The following is a 15,928-nucleotide window of genomic DNA, read 5'->3' as shown; positions in this document are numbered from 1 at the left end:
ATTTGTTTAGAGCCTATTCAATAATTGTTCCAAGCTATGTTCATCCTGAACCAGTACTTCTCTGGCTTTACTTCCTTCAAAAGCACCTACTATACCGGCTGCCTCTAATTGGTCAACTATTCTACCTGCTCTATTGTATCCTAATTTTAACTTTCTTTGTATCAATGATGTACTGCCCTGCTGGTGCATAACGATCAGTCTGGCCGCATCATCAAATAAGGGGTCTCTATCGGATAGATCTATGTCCCCCGGACTGTGGTCTCCATCTTCCCCAGCAAATTCAGGTAGAATGTAAGCATCACTGTACCCGTTCTGTTCTCCGATCCAGTCGCAGACGGCTTCTACCTCAGGGGTGTCTAGAAATGCACATTGGATTCGGGTCACTTCTGATCCCTGTGACAATAGCATGTCTCCCATCCCGATAAGCTGCTCTGCTCCGCCGGCATCAAGTATTGTACGGCTATCTATCTTAGAAGTTACCCTGAAAGAAAGACGGGCAGGGAAGTTTGCTTTAATGATACCCGTAATTACATTTACCGATGGCCTCTGAGTAGCCACCACCAGATGGATCCCAATAGCTCTGGCCAGCTGTGCCAGTCGGGCTATAGGTGCCTCCACTTCTTTGCCTGCTGTCATCATCAGGTCGGCAAGTTCATCTATTACTAGGACGATATAGGGCATATACCGGTGTCCTTTTTCAGGGTTAAGCCTTCTGGCGATGAATTTGGCGTTATATTCCTTCAGGTTTCGGCAGCCTCCATCCTTAAGCAGATCATACCGGTTATCCATTTCTATACAGAGTGAATTTAAAGTATAGATCACTTTTTTGGTATCAGTAATAATTGCTTCCTCAGCACCAGGAAGTTTGGCCAGGAAGTGTCTTTCTATTTTATTAAATAATGTTAATTCTACTTTTTTAGGATCGACCAGTACAAATTTCAGTTGTGATGGATGCTTTTTATATACCAAAGAAGCCAGGATCATGTTAAGCCCTACTGACTTACCCTGGCCTGTAGCACCGGCCATCAGAAGGTGGGGCATTTTGGCCAGGTCCATCACAAATACTTCATTGGAAATGGTCTTGCCCAAAGCTACCGGTAGTTCTTTATCACTCTTCATAAACTTTTCTGTGCCCAATACTGAGCGGGCCGGTACGAGTTCCCTGTTTTTATTAGGTACTTCAATACCTATGGTGCCCTTACCAGGGATAGGAGCTATGATCCTGATGCCCAAAGCGGCTAAGCTCAGTGCGATGTCATCTTCCAGATTTTTAATCTTCGAGATCTTAACCCCCGGATCTGGTACTATTTCATAAAGCGTAACAGTAGGCCCTATAGTCGCTTTTATGCCCTGTATACCTATTTTAAAGTTCACCAGGGTTTCTACTATCTTGTCTTTATTATCCTCCAGTTCCTGTTTGCTTACAGTTACTTTCTGCAGGTCATATTCATTCAGCAGGTCCAAGATAGGATATTGATATTTTGGCAAGTCCAAAGTAGGATCATATGGGGCCAGGTTCTGAACCTCATCTTCAGTTTTTTCTTCCACGGGCTTTTCCACGCTAAATTTCCTGTCCTCCTGCGGCTTTTCTTCTATGATTTCATCTCCTTCTGGACTTTCAATGCTAAAGGTAGGTTCAGAAGGAGATTTTTTAGATGGAGCGGGATCATTTTTAATGGCCCATGTACTGCTATCCGCGAGCTCTACCTCTTCTTTTTTTGATTTATCAAGAACCAATTCCTCTTCTATATATGTATCATCTTCAAAGTCATCTTCCAACAAATCATCTTCATCCTCTTCCAGCGCTGAATTATCATCTGCTGTGGTACGGTCACCAGTGTCGGCATCACTGCTAAATGAAAAACCGTTAAGTTGGTCTATATTAAAAAAGAAGATCACGAAAATCAATAAAGATCCAAAAATCAGAATAAATGTTCCCCAGCCTAAAAAATCATCCGCAAATTGAGCCATTTCATAACCAAATCCACCACTAAGAAAACCCAGGTAGCTATAGTTATCCAGTATATGGACTACATACCCAGTCAGAAGGCCAAGCCAGAAAATAAAGAAAAGGGCAAACGTGCTATAGCTGGACAAGCTGATGAGCGATTTTTTAAATGCAAGTTTAAATCCAAGGAAAAAGAGGTATGGGGGAAGTAAAAATGCTGCTATGCCGAACCATCTGAAGATCATGTAGTGGGATACAGTGGCACCTGTAAAGCCTAGCCAGTTTCTAGCTTCAGCAGCATTTTCTCTGTCTATCATATTTTCAGCAAGTACCACACTCTGATCAGCCTGTCCTGAAAACAGGTACCCCAGAAAGGCAAAAAACAAGAATAAAGCCACCATCATAAACACGATACCAAGAGATAGGCCTATTTTTTTGTCTTTCAAGAAACCTATAGAAAATGTAGGACGGACCTTCTTTTTCTGAGCCGTTTTAGCATTTTCCTTTTTTCTAAAAGTATTGGATTTATAAGTATTTGAAGCCATTTGATGCTTATTGGTTTAATCTAATCTGAAATATATAAAATCTCAGCTTCTATAATATTGGACTAGGCCCTTTTTAATTTTTTTTACTATACTCGGTCCTTCATAGATCATGCCTGTGTAAACCTGTACCAGTGAGGCTCCTGCTTCTAATTTTTCGATAGCATCCGCAGCCGTGAATATGCCTCCTGCTCCTATGATGGGGAATGACTTATTTGATTTATCTGCCAGGTATTTTATCACGGCTGTACTTCGGTCTTTAAGTACGGCGCCACTAAGACCACCAGCACCCATATGGTTTACTTCTTTTGCCTTAGTGCTTAACCCGCTTCTGTCTATAGTAGTATTGGTAGCGATGATACCATCTATATGTGTTTCCTGTATGATGGCCACGATGTCATCCAGTTGTCCCTCAGTCAGATCGGGTGCTATTTTTAGAAGTATAGGTTTAGGTTTAGACTTTCTATCATTAGCCCTTTTCACCGCTAATAAGAGCTTTTTTAAAGGTTCTTTTTCTTGCAGCTCCCTGAGATTAGGGGTATTGGGTGAACTTACATTTACCACAAAGTAGTCTACATAAGGATGGAGTGTTTCTAAGCAGTAAAGATAATCACTTTCTGCTTGATCATTCGGTGTGTTTTTGTTTTTCCCAATATTTCCTCCTATCAGCACTTTGGTTTTTCTATTGCTAAGACGGGATACGGCACCATCTACTCCTCCATTATTAAACCCCATGCGGTTAATAAGTGCCTTGTCTTTCGGAAGTCTGAAAAGCCTTGGTTTTGGGTTTCCTTCCTGCGGTTTGGGGGTAAGGGTTCCTATTTCTATAAAACCAAATCCCAGCATACCCATTTCGTCTATTAAGGTAGCATCTTTATCAAATCCCGCGGCCAGGCCTATCGGGTTTTTAAATGTAAGACCGAAAACTTCCCGTTCTAATATTTTATCCTCATAGGCAAAAAGCTTATCAATAACTTTATTGACCAAAGGAAGGTGAAATATCTTTTTTATAGCAGAAAAAGTGAAGTAATGTGCTTCTTCTGGATTTTTCCTGAAAAGGACGGGTTTTATGACAGACTTGTACACTAGCTTATGTATTAAAATGCTCAGTAAGATTTGCGCTGCAAGTTAGGTCAAATTTGAAACACTTCATCGTCATTTCTTTCCCAATGTTATGCGTTTACCAGTAGCTTCATATATATATAGCAGAAAAGACTTGATCTTACAGATTCTGATCCATAGTATCATGCCAATCATCCGGAATAGGCAATTCTACTTTTTATACCTCAGGCTGATTTACCATGATGTAAACTATTAACACCAAAAGTGCCAGTATAATAAATCCCAAAAAATACATCAAAGGACGGAAGTTTCTTTTTTTGTTCATGTTCGATAATTTTATATAATGATTAATAACAACTCATTTTCGAGGGTGAAATTCAGTCAAAACCTGGCGCAGATAATCCCTATCCAAATGGGTGTAGATCTCTGTGGTGGTGATACTTTCATGTCCCAACATATCCTGAACTGCCCTCAAGTCTGCCCCTCCTTCTATCAGATGGGTGGCAAAGGAATGACGGAAAGTGTGGGGGCTGATTGATTTTTTGAGTCCTATCTCTTCAGCCAGTTTTTTGATAATCAAAAATACCATGACACGAGAAAGTTTTTTGCCCCTACGATTTAAAAATACGATTTCCTCATGACCTTTGGCCGGAGCCATTTTCTGTCTGTAATGTGACAAATATAAGTCCAGAAATTTTAATGCCTCTGAACCGATAGGTACTAGCCGTTCTTTATTGCCCTTTCCTATAACCCTCAAAAATCCAACATCTCTATATACAGAAGAAAGCTTTAAATCTACCAGTTCAGATACTCTGAGGCCGCTCGAATATAAGATCTCCAGCATAGCCCTGTTTCTGTGGCCTTCCGGCTCACCAAGATTAATGCCCTCAAGAAGCATGGTTATTTCCAAGAAATCAAGTGTTTCCGGCAGCTTTCTTCCGAGTTTTGGAGCTTCCAAAAGCTGAGCAGGATCTTCGATTATCCTGTCTTCGTACATCAAAAAATGATAAAAAGCCTTGATTCCTGAAATGATCCTTGCCTGGGTATATTCAGATACACCCACCTGGCCGATTTCTGCGGTGAAATCCTGCAGTTGGGGCAGTGTAACTTCGAGTGGACCTATATGTGGCATATATAGCTCCATATATGCCTTTAGCTTGGACACATCCTGCTTATAGGCCATTATTGAATTTTTACTTAATGATCTTTCGAGTTTTAAATAATTTTCAAATTGCTTTATGGCATTGTCCCAGGTCATTCTTCTAGCTGTTTTGGTAAATATAAATACAAAAGAAGTGCTGTAGTAGGAAGAGTTCTAATTTTGAATCATTAAATTTGATCTGAATAAGTCATAGCAGAGAAAGGACACATTAAATCGCAAATTTTGAAAATATTAATTATAAACGGGCCAAATCTAAATCTATTGGGCAAGAGGGAACCAGATATTTATGGTCACCAAAGCTTTGAGGATTTTTTAGAAGTGTTAAGAGGAGATTTTCCAGAAATTGAAATCACCTATTTTCAAAGCAATATAGAAGGGGAACTGATAGACATTATCCATTTGGCAGGGTTTGAGGTGAATGGTATATTACTCAATGCCGGAGGATATACGCATACTTCTGTAGCCATATCAGATGCCATTGCAGGGGTGACCACCCCTGTATTGGAAGTACATATCTCCAATATTTACAAAAGGGAAGCATTTAGGCATAAGAGTATAATCAGTAAAGAATGCGTGGGTTTAATATCTGGTCTGGGCCTTGATAGTTATCGGCTGGGTATAAACTATTTTCTATTACAAAAAAACAAAAAATCATGATCTCTTTTTCTCCCGGTCCATCGCAGGTATATCCTGCATTACCGCAATATTTTCAGGACGCCTATAATCACCATGTATTAAGCGCCAATCACAGAAGTAAAATGTTTATGAACATGTATCAAGAAGTGATACAGTTATTTCAGGAAAAATTACACTTGCCCGCTGATTATCGCTTGCTGTTTACTTCTAGTGCTACAGAAAATTGGGAAATCATTTCACAATCACTTACCAAAGAAGGCTCCTATCACCTTTATTCTGGGGCTTTCGGTAAAAAGTGGTTTGATTATGCCACTAATATTCTTCCCCATACTGCAGGTTTTAAATTTTCTGCTGATGAAGGATTCCAGGTAAATGATCTTGATGTACCTGAGGCGTTGGATATTATCGCGATAACCCAAAATGAAACAGCTAATGCTTCTCAGGTGCCCCTGCATGTCATAGAAGAGATTAGAAGCAAGTTTCCTCACAAATTAATAGCCGTAGATACTACCTCTTCCATGGGGGGAATTGAACTGGATTTTCACCAGGCCGATATCTGGTTTGCATCTGTACAGAAGTGTTTTGGCTTGCCTTCTGGCCTAGGCATACTTATATTATCCCCCAAAGCTTTAAAGAAAGCCAGCGAGATAGGCGAACATGGGCGATATAACAGCGTCAGTTTTATGGTGGAAAATGCAGATAACTACCAGACCCATTATACCCCAAATGTACTGGGTATTTATTTTCTGATGAGGTTATTGAAGGATGTAGAAGAAATACATTTTCTAGACAAAAGGACCCGTCAAAGAATGCAGGAGCTCGAAAACATAGTTGCAAGTAAAGACAAGTACCGCTACCTCATCAAAATGCCAGAATTCAGGAGCCGCACCGTATTAGGGATTTCTGGGGAAGAATCATTGATAGGGGATATTAAAAAGGACGCTGAACAGCACGGTATATTATTGGGAAGTGGCTATGGAGGATATAAAACTACTTCCTTTAGAGTAGCAAACTTCCCGGTGATCTCTGATGAACAGTTTAAGAAACTTACTGACTATTTGAAGGAATATTAAATAGGTTATATGTTTTCTATATAATTTAAAACTAATTTTGTGGAAAAATTCTATAGATGTTTGACTTAAGAGAGGTTTTTTCTGTTACACTTATTTTATTTTCTGTCATCGATATATTGGGGTCTATTCCTATCATTATCAATCTTCGGAAAAAAGTAGGTCATATACAGTCAGGTAAAGCTACTATAGCGGCAGGAATCCTGATGGTATTGTTTTTATTGGTAGGAAAATCTATCCTAAATCTTTTTGGAATAGGAGTAGACGATTTTGCCATAGCAGGGGCTTTGATCATATTTGCCCTAGGGGCAGAGATGATTTTAGGTATAGAGATTTTTAAACCTGACCCTGAAGCTACCACCAGTGCCTCTATAGTTCCTATAGCTTTTCCGCTCATAGCAGGAGCAGGAACCCTTACGACTATATTGACTCTAAAATCCGAATACACACAATTTAACATAGGGATAGGGATAGTTATCAATTTGATAATAGTCTTTGTAGTTTTAAAGAGTACTAATTGGCTGGAAATGAAATTGGGCAAAACGGGTCTGGATGTGCTAAGAAGGATTTTTGGTATCATATTGCTATCCATAGCCATCAAAATCTTTAAGACCAATCTGTTTTAATCCTTTTATAAATAAAATTATAACTTACATATGATTACTATTTACACAGATGGAGCGGCTAAGGGCAATCCAGGCCCCGGAGGGTACGGCACGGTAATGATATATAAGCAGCACAGAAAGGAGCTGTCAGAGGGCTTTAGGTTGACTACCAATAACAGGATGGAATTGATGGCTGTCATCAAGGGGTTAGAAGAACTAAAAGTAGAAGGCCTGCCAGTACAGATTTATTCAGATAGTAAATATGTAGTGGATGCAGTAGAAAAAGGATGGATATGGAGTTGGCAAAAAAAAGGCTTCAAAGATAAAAAAAATGTAGATTTATGGAAGCGTTACATTCCGCTCCATATCAAGTTCAAACCTAAATTCGTATGGGTTAAAGGACATGCCGGCAATATAGAAAACGAGCGGTGTGATACTTTGGCGGTAATGGCCGCTATGACTGCGGGACCAAAACCTGACATAGGGTATGAAACCAATAGAGGGTAGTTAATGAAAACCATCAGGCCCTTTACTTTTAAACAGTTCATCGTAAAACAGGACCAATGTGCTTTAAAAGTCAATACAGATGCGGTTCTTTTAGGCGCCTTAGCAGAGACAGTACAGCCTGAGGATATTTTGGACATAGGAGCGGGTACCGGTGTCATTTCCCTTATGCTGGCGCAGCGATACCCATATTCTAACCTCAGTAGTGTAGAGATTGAATATAAAGCATTTTTACAGGCTAAGGATAATTTTGAGAATAGTCCCTGGTCTGATAGAATGCAGGTATTTCATATACCCTTTCAAGAATATGTTAATAGTCTAAATGGGAGTAAGAAGTATGACCTGATAGTAAGCAATCCCCCTTATTATCATAATCACCTAAAATCCCTGACTCTTGAAAAAAACATAGCACTTCACTCCGATTTATTGACATTTGAAGAACTCAGTGTAGGAATAGCAGAATTATTATCGCCTCAGGGGAAGTTTTATGCTATCCTTCCTCCTGTACAAATGAAACGATTGGAGATTTGTCTTTCTAAACAGGGGTTGTACCCACATGAAATAGTGGAGGTAAAGGACAGGCCTGCTACTAAACCTATAAGATTGATCACATCCTTTGCTTTTGGAGCTTCTACCAGCCCTTATCATGTAAAGATGAATATCAAAGATGATAACGGAAATTATGCTGAAACCTATGCTTCGTTACTTCAGGACTTTCTTATAATATTTTAGGTATTATTTTAGCTATAAAGGTCTAGGCTTTACATTGCCCTTGATCTTTAATAAATGTGACATGCTCAATACCATTACGGTCTTGAATTCAAAGAATTTAAGATCTGACATATAATATATAAACATATGATCGTAAGTAGGAATATTAAATTTAAACAGATACTGCACTATACATGGAGACAGCTGCTCTATTATATAATTTTATCTACGCTTATCGTAATACTTCATGATGTATATGAGGTGATCTTTTTTAATATACCATCTTATACCATAGCTGCGCTAGGTACTGCATTGGCTATATTTTTGGGTTTTAAAAATGATCATGCTTATGACAGGTGGTGGGAAGCAAGAAAAATTTGGGGTTTGATGGTCAATTACAGCAGGGCATGGACCAGGCAGGTGTTGACGCTTATTATACCCACTTCAATTGATGAAGAAGCAGAAGCCAGAGAGTTCCATCAGAAACTCGTATATAGACACCTGGCTTTTGTCAATGCTTTGCGTGTATTTCTTAGAAAGAAGCTGGAATACAATAAAACAAGTCTTAAAGAATTGTTTATAGAAGAAAATACCTACCTGGATGCTAAGCCATTTTTAAGTTCTGAAGAATTTGAAATTTTCAAAAAGCAAAACAATCCTCCCAATTACCTGATCCAACGACAGGGCGAAGACCTTAAATATGCTTTTCAAAGAGGCTGGTTAAGTGATTACAGATTTGTGAAGATGGAAGAGACCCTCGTGGATTTTAATGATATCCAGGGCATGAGCGAACGTATCAAAAATACTCCCCTACCAAGACAATATACCTATTTTTCTAGGATATTTGTTCTGATCCACTGTACATTACTGCCCATGGTGTTTGTCAGTGAGCTAGGCTGGAAAACCATACCGATAGCTTTAGCAGTCTCATTCGTGTTTTTGGCCCTTGACCTTATAGGCGAAAGGACAGAAGATCCATTTGAAAACAGACTCGAAGATACTCCTATGACTGCCCTAAGTGTGACCATAGAGACCAATCTCCGAGAGCAGTTAAGGGAATCACAGGAAAACTTTCCAGAAAAATACAATTCTGAAAATGGGATAGTATTTTAATCTAGCTTTGTTTCTATCTCGGTAAAAATTATACCTTCTTCTTTAAGCCTGTCCAGGACAGGTGCGTATATATCCCTATGTATTGGAAGTCTAAGACCTCGGCTATCTATCTTTCCGTCCATGAAGAGATCTGCTGCTATGGCAAGTGGTAATCCCACAGTCTTGGCCATAGCGGTATGTTGTTGATCTTTTCCTATATGGATCAGGCTGGAGGTGATGGATTTACGGCCTTTTGGAGTGTCCATTTCAAATTGGTGCTGCATGACGATCATGTCCTTATCCCCAGACTGAAGCTGCCATTTCATTTCAAGAATCGATTGAAGGATTTGGGCAGGACTTCCTTTTGTCAATGTCAATGGGCTGTGCTCTAAAATCCCAGTCCACCTGACCTTTAATAGAATGTCTTCATCTACCCAAGGCAGTAATTCCAGCAACTTTGCTTCCACCGTTTTGGTTTCGTGATAGGGAAGAAAAGAATTTATAAACATCCTCATTGTAAAGCCTTCTGGCACGTCCATTTCGAAAGAATCATCTGTTATCCCCAGTTGAACAAACACATCCCAGCTTTTGCAGAAGCCTGAGCGGCGCAATGTTCCCCGCAGTATTGTTGGAATACCATCTAAACCATATATATGGCGATAACTTAAAGAATCCCGGTTTGGATATCCATCATATGCTCCAAGCTTATCAAAGATGATAGTTTCAGTTCTTCTAAACAGCATATGATAAGGGATAAATTTCAATTTGCCATTTCGGATAAATCTTGATACGCCTTGGCCGGCCAAGATGACATTGCGCGGATTCCACGTGAATTTGTATTTCCACGGATTATTTTCACTCTCAGGAGCCAATAAACCTCCGGTGTAAGATTTAAACAGGGTTATGCTATTACCTTGTGCCTTTTCCCTATCTATAATCTGCATAGCGGACATATGGTCCAGGCCAGGATCTAAACCGCATTCGTTTAGAAAGAGCAGGTTTTTTTCTTCAATTTCCTTTCTCATTTCTTTCAACGCTGCAGATTCATAAGAAGCGCTAAAAAAATGCTTTCCAAAAGTCAGGCAGTCCTTAGCTACTATAGGGTGTAAAAAGGCAGGTAACATAGATACTATGATGTCAGCTTCCTGGATTAATTTTTGTCTCAATTCCCTGTCATGTATATCCAAGTGAGCTGCACGGGCAGTAGTATGTCCTCTGGTTTTCTTTTGAGCCATTTCCAATGAGGCATCTGCAATGATCACCTTCCTGTTTTTTTCTTTGGCTGTTTCCATTAAATAATCAATTAGAACCGTAGCAGATTTTCCTGCTCCGATTATTAAGACTGTTTTCATATTTTAAGACAAAACGTATTACATGAAGATGGTAAATTTAACGAAGCCTAAAAAATTTTATTTAAATTACATATTAATTCTAATTATTGTAATATTTTTTTTATAATTTGAATCCCTTTTTAAATGTAGCTCATGATAAATAAAATACAAAAAACAGTAACCCTGAAAGTTTTTCATTGGGATCAGCTTGATGAAGAAATCAAGACCTTGATCTATATGGCAAGATCTGCTTCATCACAGGCTTATGCTCCCTATTCGAATTTTATGGTAGGAGCCGCCTTACTTTTGGACAATGGAGAGATACTGTCAGGCAATAATCAGGAGAATGTCTCCTTCCCTGTAGGCATATGTGCTGAGAGGGTAGTATTAGGGTATGCCCATGCACGTTATCCAAAATCAAAACCTCTTAAATTAGCTGTGGCAGCCAAGAGAAGGAATGAAAAAAACTTTGCTTACGTGACGCCGTGCGGGCTTTGCCGGCAGACCATAAGCGAATATGAGCAAAGATATTCCGAGCCTATAGAGATCTATATGTTGGCCCCAAATGATGAAATATATAAGGTTGACAGTATAGATGAACTTTTGCCATTTAAATTTAATGATTTAAATGGTTAAAAACCATCTACTGGAGATACTACATTCATATCTTTTTTGGCTGCGTACCAGATGCCTCCCAATAAATGCCTGATGAAAACAGGGTTTTCATATATACGTGGATCATGTCCCAGTCCTGTATAAAAAACCCTCCCTCCATCATAATCATGGTACCATGAGATGGGGTGGCTTCTCTTTTCTTCTTTGCCGGATTCGTAAGAGCTTTCATCTAATTCCAGCAGTACGATAACTTTATCATTAAAATGTTTAAAATTGTACCATTCATCTGTCCAAAGCCAGATCTTGGGAAGATGATAAGTGGATGGATGTTGATGTACGGTCTGAACCCTAGCTGTCTGGATATGAGGATGGCTTTCAAACTGTGCGCCTATCAATTCGGTATACCATGGCCAGTCATATTCTGTATCAGTAGCACTATGTACTCCTACGACACCTTTTCCGCTTTGGACAAATTTCTTAAAAGCCTCCCTCTGATCTGCATTAAAAATATCCCCTGTCGTATTGAGCAGGATGATCACATCATAATTATTTAAATAATCTTCAGTGAACAGGCTAGCATCTTCAGTATGGTCTAGTTTGAAAAAATTCTCTGCTGCCAGCTTTTTTAAAGCGTTGGTACCAGCTTCTATAGATTCATGCCTGAATCCTTCTGTTTTACTGAAAGTTAAGGCATTGAATTGCATTTTTTGGGCTAGTCCTATAGATGGAAGCAGAAAGGCAAAGAGGATGACGAGGTGTATTTTCATTTCAGGAGAATATTTAAGGTACAATTTCGTATTTTAGGCTCGCTTCTTTTCGTGAGAAAGCATTAAAATGCCACCATTCACTTCCGATCCCTGTAAATCCCGCACTTAGCATCACTTCTCTGAGCAGCTTTCTGTTATCAATGTGCTTCTGGGTAATTTTGCCTTCTTTGAGCATTTGTGCTTCCCTGTCCGGGTATGCCGGGTATCCAAAATAATCATACTTGGTGCCCATATCTAGCGGTAGCCGTGTTTTTTTATCCACCAGCGTGAGGTCTACTGCTACCCCGTAGTTATGCAGGCTGCCTACCTTTGGGTCTGCTACATATAGAGGCTTTAAGCTATCCGGTTTGTCCAGATTATCCCACAGGATCTGCTGTACTGTCCTGGGGCGGACGGCATCATAAATGAGAAAAGTGAAGCTGGGATTTTTTTCTTGTAGGTTTTCATGCGCTTTTAATAACATAGCTGCTACTTCGGGCTGCAAATAGGCATTTTCCAAATCATCATATACATCTTGGCCAAAAAAATTATCAGTACTGGAGTATTTTAAATCTACCAATACATCTGGTAGGATATCCTGAATGTTAGTCAGGCCAGCATCGATAAATCTTTTGTCCCAGTCCGTCAGTAATTGAGCTTCTTCTGAGAAATTCATAGATTCGGATGCTAGTTCATCAAGTTCATACAGATCATGGCCAAGAGACTCCGCTGAAATGGATTCTTCTTTGGGTTGCTGACAGGAAAGCAGGAGTAAAGAAGAAAGTATATACACATACCTCATAGCTGCTTATGGAGTATGGTGCTGTTTGCCTGGGCTATAGGTAATACGACTATATCTGCCATCACTACATGTGCTGGGCGGGTAGCTGCAAAAACTATAATGTCAGCTATATCTTCAGCCTGAAGAGGGTGAAATCCTTGATAGACTGAATTGGCCCTTTTCTCGTCCCCCTTAAACCTCACTACGGAAAATTCTGTCTCGACTAATCCCGGGTGTATGCCCATGACTTTAACCCCGTATGGGTTTAAGTCAATCCGCATGCCTTTGGTAAGGGCATCTATGGCATGTTTAGAAGCGCAATAGACATTGCCGTTTGGATACACTTCTTTTCCTGCTATTGACCCTATATTGATGATTTGCCCCGACTTGCGCTCGATCATGCCTGGCATTATCTGTTTTGATACATATAAAAGTCCTTTGACGTTGATGTCTATCATCGCATCCCAATCATCCATATCCCCCTCCTGAATGGGAGAAAGACCGTGTGCATTTCCTGCATTATTGATCAAAAGGTCAATTTGCTTCCATTTTTCATCCAAAGATTCAAATGCAGTTCTTACCTCATCCCTATTTCTGACATCAAATATTAAATGGGTGTATCCAACATTTTGGGGAAGATCTTTTTTTAGAGCTAATAATCTTTCCTCTCTTCTGCCACAGGCAATGATGTCATAACCTGCGCCAGCTAGTGCTAGGGCACTAGCTCTCCCTATGCCGGAGCTAGCTCCGGTGATAAATGCGATTTTATTTTTCATGGATTGACTGGATGGGCATCATCTTAATTATATACAGCGATACCTGCTAAAACGAGTTTCTGAAAACAATTTAAAGATTTTTACCCATACTAAAAAAGTCAAAGATTCTAAAAAATGGTTTTTTATTGAAAGTTAAGGTAAATGGTTATCGTCTTCATCCTGATATCGGTTATGGCCTCTGCAAACATGGGGTCTGTATGAGAAGCCTTATATAGGTTCCTTAAACCATGGGAAAATCTTATTTCCGGAGAGAATTTAAAGTATTCAAAATATATGTCAAACCCCATTCCTAACTCCAAAGCCAGATCACTTCCCAGTATGACCAAGCTGTCTTCATTAGCTTCCTCTTGCCCTTTGGTTCTGAACTGGGCATTGGCTCCTCCTATAAAATACATGCGTGTGTTATTGAACCTCTGAGACTTATATTTAAGCAGGAGAGGAAATTCTACCAGAGTAGCCTCAGATACATGAGATACAGGTTCAATATATATTTTACCCTCTGGATCTATGATATCAGTTCTAGTGAAATAATTTACCTCAGTACGGTATTCATAGAAGCCCACTTTTGGGGTAAATAATAAATTGAACTGGTCATGTAGTCTTAAAGTAGTAAGAAATCCCAACGAAAATCCCTGAGAAAACACCGGTTGGATACTGTGGATATTTTGTAGCTGTGGAAGGTTTTGGTTGATCCCCCTGTTTGGGTCCATAAAGGCATCAGAATACCTGATCCTAAAAGAATTGGTATGTCCGGCCAAAAAGAAACCATAGGATATAAAAGCATCATCCTGACCAGATTCGCTTAGTGGCCTTTGACTGTAGCTGTTGAAAAAAATAAAGAGGAAAAGCAGGGTGAACCCTATTTTTCTCCTATGTATATCGAACTTATCCCAAATGTGAGCGGTGTGCATTGCGTGTTTTTAAAGCCTACTTTTCTAAGTACCTGAAGAAAATCCTCTCCATCTGGAAATGCCTGAACGGATTCAGGTAAATAAGTATAAGCAGAATTATCTTTAGATACAATTTTACCGATCTGAGGAAGGATAAATTTGAAATAAAAATTATATGTCTGCTTCATGGGAAATTTTTTGGGCTTGGAAAATTCTATAATAACAGTCTTACCTCCAGGCTTTAGCACCCGGTACATATCTGCCAGACCTTTTTCCAGATTTTCAAAATTCCTTACTCCAAAGGAAACGATCACCGCATCGAATTTATTTTGCTCGAACAGCAGCTTTTCCGAATCACCCATCTGGAGTTCTATTTTGTCCTCCAGTTTTTTCTTTTTCAGCTTTTTCTTTCCTTCGGCTAGCATACCTTCAGAGATATCCACCCCTATAACCTTATCAGGATGAAGTGCCAAAGCTTCTATAGCAAAATCCCCTGTACCTGTAGCTATATCCAGTATGAGTTTGGGCTGGTCATTTTTTAACAGTTTGATGGCTTTTTTTCTCCAGATGATATCAATGCCCATGCTGAGCACATGATTTAAGAGATCGTATCTTTTACTAATATTGTTAAACATGGTGGCTACCTGAGCCTTTTTGCCATCGTTTTTATCTTTATAAGGTACTACTGCCATCTGAATTTACTTGATTAGAACGTAATATTACTAACTAAACTTGAGCATCGGAAAAATGTTAAAGATTAATTGATCCCACTATTTTGTAAGGAAAGCCTTACCTTTGTGAAAAATATTTATGCCATGATCAAAAAAGCTTCTTTTTTAGTAAGTAATACCGACCACACGAAGTGCCCTACTCCCAATAAACCAGAATTTGCATTTATAGGACGGTCAAATGTAGGCAAAAGCTCCCTGATCAATATGCTGACAAATAATAAAAGTTTAGCAAAAACCTCAGGAAGGCCTGGTAAAACGCAGTTGATCAATCATTTTGTAATTGATGAAAGATGGTATATGGTGGACCTTCCGGGATACGGGTTTGCCAAAGTCAGTAAATCTATAAAAGGAGACTGGGACAAAATGATTAAAGGCTATCTCACCTCACGGGAAAACCTTGAAGTTACCTTTGTACTGATCGATAGCAGGCTGGAGCCACAGAAAAATGATTTGGAGTTTATATTGTGGTGCGCTGAAAATGGCGTGACCATCGTTCTTATATTTACTAAAGCCGACAAACAATCAAAAACCAAGACCCTGGCAAATGTATATGCGTTTATAAAGGCTACTCAAGAGATATACGAAGAAGCTCCGCTTTATTTTGTAACCTCTGCTGAGGATAAGCAGGGGAGGGATGAGGTGCTTGAATTTGTAGGTGCAGTGACAGAAGATTTTTACTCAGAGCGTAATTAAGTATTGGGCATTACAACCTAACCAGTATATTTG

The 15,928-nt window shown here is 39.4% G+C and carries 17 protein-coding genes; 8 read left to right on the top strand and 9 right to left on the bottom strand.

All coding sequences use genetic code 11. From position 1 onward, the window contains the following. Window positions 1-6: 6 nt before the first annotated feature. The 3 genes from EL17_RS11705 to xerD all read right to left on the bottom strand — a co-directional run bounded on the left by EL17_RS11705 (window position 7) and on the right by xerD (window position 4,810). Complete coding sequence (locus EL17_RS11705; RefSeq protein WP_035074165.1) at window positions 7-2,493, bottom strand: FtsK/SpoIIIE family DNA translocase; 2,487 nt, start codon at window positions 2,491-2,493, stop codon at window positions 7-9. Between the two features lie 42 nt (window positions 2,494-2,535). Then, window positions 2,536-3,576: a quinone-dependent dihydroorotate dehydrogenase gene (locus EL17_RS11700; protein ID WP_035074163.1), complete on the bottom strand. Its 1,041-nt coding sequence runs from the start codon at window positions 3,574-3,576 to the stop codon at window positions 2,536-2,538. A 334-nt stretch (window positions 3,577-3,910) separates the two neighbouring features. Further along, complete coding sequence (gene xerD / locus EL17_RS11695; RefSeq protein ID WP_035074161.1) at window positions 3,911-4,810, bottom strand: site-specific tyrosine recombinase XerD; 900 nt, start codon at window positions 4,808-4,810, stop codon at window positions 3,911-3,913. Between the two features lie 126 nt (window positions 4,811-4,936). Here xerD and aroQ point away from each other — a divergent pair, with 126 nt between their 5' ends. The 6 genes from aroQ to EL17_RS11665 all read left to right on the top strand — a co-directional run bounded on the left by aroQ (window position 4,937) and on the right by EL17_RS11665 (window position 9,353). Continuing rightward, window positions 4,937-5,371: a type II 3-dehydroquinate dehydratase gene (gene aroQ / locus EL17_RS11690; RefSeq protein WP_035074159.1), complete on the top strand. Its 435-nt coding sequence runs from the start codon at window positions 4,937-4,939 to the stop codon at window positions 5,369-5,371. Next, on the top strand, window positions 5,368-6,423 hold the full coding sequence (locus tag EL17_RS11685; RefSeq protein ID WP_035074157.1) for an aminotransferase class V-fold PLP-dependent enzyme: 1,056 nt from the start codon (window positions 5,368-5,370) through the stop codon (window positions 6,421-6,423). The genes aroQ and EL17_RS11685 overlap by 4 nt, the downstream gene beginning before the upstream one ends. Before the next feature lie 56 nt (window positions 6,424-6,479). Then, complete coding sequence (locus EL17_RS11680; RefSeq protein ID WP_035074155.1) at window positions 6,480-7,046, top strand: MarC family protein; 567 nt, start codon at window positions 6,480-6,482, stop codon at window positions 7,044-7,046. Window positions 7,047-7,076: 30 nt separating this feature from the next. Next, a complete protein-coding gene (gene rnhA / locus EL17_RS11675; protein WP_035074153.1) occupies window positions 7,077-7,532 on the top strand; it encodes a ribonuclease HI in 456 nt (151 codons plus the stop codon). A gap of 3 nt (window positions 7,533-7,535) precedes the next feature. Beyond that, window positions 7,536-8,261: a tRNA1(Val) (adenine(37)-N6)-methyltransferase gene (locus EL17_RS11670; protein ID WP_035074151.1), complete on the top strand. Its 726-nt coding sequence runs from the start codon at window positions 7,536-7,538 to the stop codon at window positions 8,259-8,261. 126 nt (window positions 8,262-8,387) lie between these two features. Continuing rightward, a complete protein-coding gene (locus tag EL17_RS11665) occupies window positions 8,388-9,353 on the top strand; it encodes a bestrophin family protein (RefSeq protein ID WP_035074149.1) in 966 nt (321 codons plus the stop codon). Here the strand turns inward: EL17_RS11665 and EL17_RS11660 are convergent. After that, the gene (locus tag EL17_RS11660) at window positions 9,350-10,684 is read right to left on the bottom strand and encodes a saccharopine dehydrogenase family protein (RefSeq protein ID WP_035074148.1); all 1,335 of its coding nucleotides are present in this window, start codon (window positions 10,682-10,684) and stop codon (window positions 9,350-9,352) included. The genes EL17_RS11665 and EL17_RS11660 overlap by 4 nt on opposite strands. Window positions 10,685-10,816: 132 nt before the next feature. Between EL17_RS11660 and EL17_RS11655 the strand changes: the two genes are divergently transcribed. Then, complete coding sequence (locus tag EL17_RS11655; protein WP_035074146.1) at window positions 10,817-11,299, top strand: cytidine deaminase; 483 nt, start codon at window positions 10,817-10,819, stop codon at window positions 11,297-11,299. Here EL17_RS11655 and EL17_RS11650 read toward each other — a convergent pair. From EL17_RS11650 to ubiE, 5 genes are all read right to left on the bottom strand, one after another. Beyond that, the gene (locus tag EL17_RS11650) at window positions 11,296-12,045 is read right to left on the bottom strand and encodes a ThuA domain-containing protein (RefSeq protein ID WP_051719965.1); all 750 of its coding nucleotides are present in this window, start codon (window positions 12,043-12,045) and stop codon (window positions 11,296-11,298) included. The two genes, EL17_RS11655 and EL17_RS11650, sit on opposite strands and share 4 nt — an antisense overlap. A 13-nt stretch (window positions 12,046-12,058) precedes the next feature. Then, window positions 12,059-12,826: a M15 family metallopeptidase gene (locus tag EL17_RS11645; protein WP_035074144.1), complete on the bottom strand. Its 768-nt coding sequence runs from the start codon at window positions 12,824-12,826 to the stop codon at window positions 12,059-12,061. Beyond that, window positions 12,823-13,581, bottom strand: coding sequence for an SDR family NAD(P)-dependent oxidoreductase (locus EL17_RS11640; protein WP_035074143.1), 759 nt, complete (start codon window positions 13,579-13,581; stop codon window positions 12,823-12,825). Before EL17_RS11640 ends, EL17_RS11645 begins: the two co-directional genes overlap by 4 nt. A 122-nt stretch (window positions 13,582-13,703) precedes the next feature. Further along, window positions 13,704-14,492 (bottom strand): type IX secretion/gliding motility protein PorT/SprT, encoded by a 789-nt coding sequence (gene porT, locus EL17_RS11635; protein WP_035074141.1) that lies wholly within the window; start codon window positions 14,490-14,492, stop codon window positions 13,704-13,706. Further along, window positions 14,441-15,163, bottom strand: coding sequence for a bifunctional demethylmenaquinone methyltransferase/2-methoxy-6-polyprenyl-1,4-benzoquinol methylase UbiE (gene ubiE, locus EL17_RS11630; RefSeq protein ID WP_035074139.1), 723 nt, complete (start codon window positions 15,161-15,163; stop codon window positions 14,441-14,443). The genes porT and ubiE overlap by 52 nt, the downstream gene beginning before the upstream one ends. A 123-nt stretch (window positions 15,164-15,286) precedes the next feature. Between ubiE and yihA the strand changes: the two genes are divergently transcribed. Then, a complete protein-coding gene (yihA, locus tag EL17_RS11625) occupies window positions 15,287-15,895 on the top strand; it encodes a ribosome biogenesis GTP-binding protein YihA/YsxC (RefSeq protein WP_035074137.1) in 609 nt (202 codons plus the stop codon). The last annotated feature ends 33 nt before the right edge of the window (window positions 15,896-15,928 follow it).

It is taken from the genome of Anditalea andensis (assembly GCF_000714815.1).
Lineage (GTDB): Bacteria > Bacteroidota > Bacteroidia > Cytophagales > Cyclobacteriaceae > Anditalea > Anditalea andensis.
Note: the sequence above shows the minus strand (reverse complement) of the source record. Positions and strands in the feature narration are given on the sequence as shown.

Excerpts from the sequence above, each read along its gene's own strand:
- EL17_RS11705 (WP_035074165.1), bottom strand. The coding sequence starts at position 2,493 with ATGGCTTCAAATACTTATAAATCCAATACTTTTAGAAAAAAGGAAAAT.
- xerD (WP_035074161.1), bottom strand. The coding sequence starts at position 4,810 with ATGACCTGGGACAATGCCATAAAGCAATTTGAAAATTATTTAAAACTC.
- EL17_RS11685 (WP_035074157.1), top strand. The coding sequence starts at position 5,368 with ATGATCTCTTTTTCTCCCGGTCCATCGCAGGTATATCCTGCATTACCG.
- EL17_RS11680 (WP_035074155.1), top strand. The coding sequence starts at position 6,480 with ATGTTTGACTTAAGAGAGGTTTTTTCTGTTACACTTATTTTATTTTCT.
- rnhA (WP_035074153.1), top strand. The coding sequence starts at position 7,077 with ATGATTACTATTTACACAGATGGAGCGGCTAAGGGCAATCCAGGCCCC.
- EL17_RS11670 (WP_035074151.1), top strand. The coding sequence starts at position 7,536 with ATGAAAACCATCAGGCCCTTTACTTTTAAACAGTTCATCGTAAAACAG.
- EL17_RS11665 (WP_035074149.1), top strand. The coding sequence starts at position 8,388 with ATGATCGTAAGTAGGAATATTAAATTTAAACAGATACTGCACTATACA.
- EL17_RS11660 (WP_035074148.1), bottom strand. The coding sequence starts at position 10,684 with ATGAAAACAGTCTTAATAATCGGAGCAGGAAAATCTGCTACGGTTCTA.
- EL17_RS11655 (WP_035074146.1), top strand. The coding sequence starts at position 10,817 with ATGATAAATAAAATACAAAAAACAGTAACCCTGAAAGTTTTTCATTGG.
- EL17_RS11650 (WP_051719965.1), bottom strand. The coding sequence starts at position 12,045 with ATGAAAATACACCTCGTCATCCTCTTTGCCTTTCTGCTTCCATCTATA.
- EL17_RS11645 (WP_035074144.1), bottom strand. The coding sequence starts at position 12,826 with ATGAGGTATGTGTATATACTTTCTTCTTTACTCCTGCTTTCCTGTCAG.
- EL17_RS11640 (WP_035074143.1), bottom strand. The coding sequence starts at position 13,581 with ATGAAAAATAAAATCGCATTTATCACCGGAGCTAGCTCCGGCATAGGG.
- porT (WP_035074141.1), bottom strand. The coding sequence starts at position 14,492 with ATGCACACCGCTCACATTTGGGATAAGTTCGATATACATAGGAGAAAA.
- ubiE (WP_035074139.1), bottom strand. The coding sequence starts at position 15,163 with ATGGCAGTAGTACCTTATAAAGATAAAAACGATGGCAAAAAGGCTCAG.
- yihA (WP_035074137.1), top strand. The coding sequence starts at position 15,287 with ATGATCAAAAAAGCTTCTTTTTTAGTAAGTAATACCGACCACACGAAG.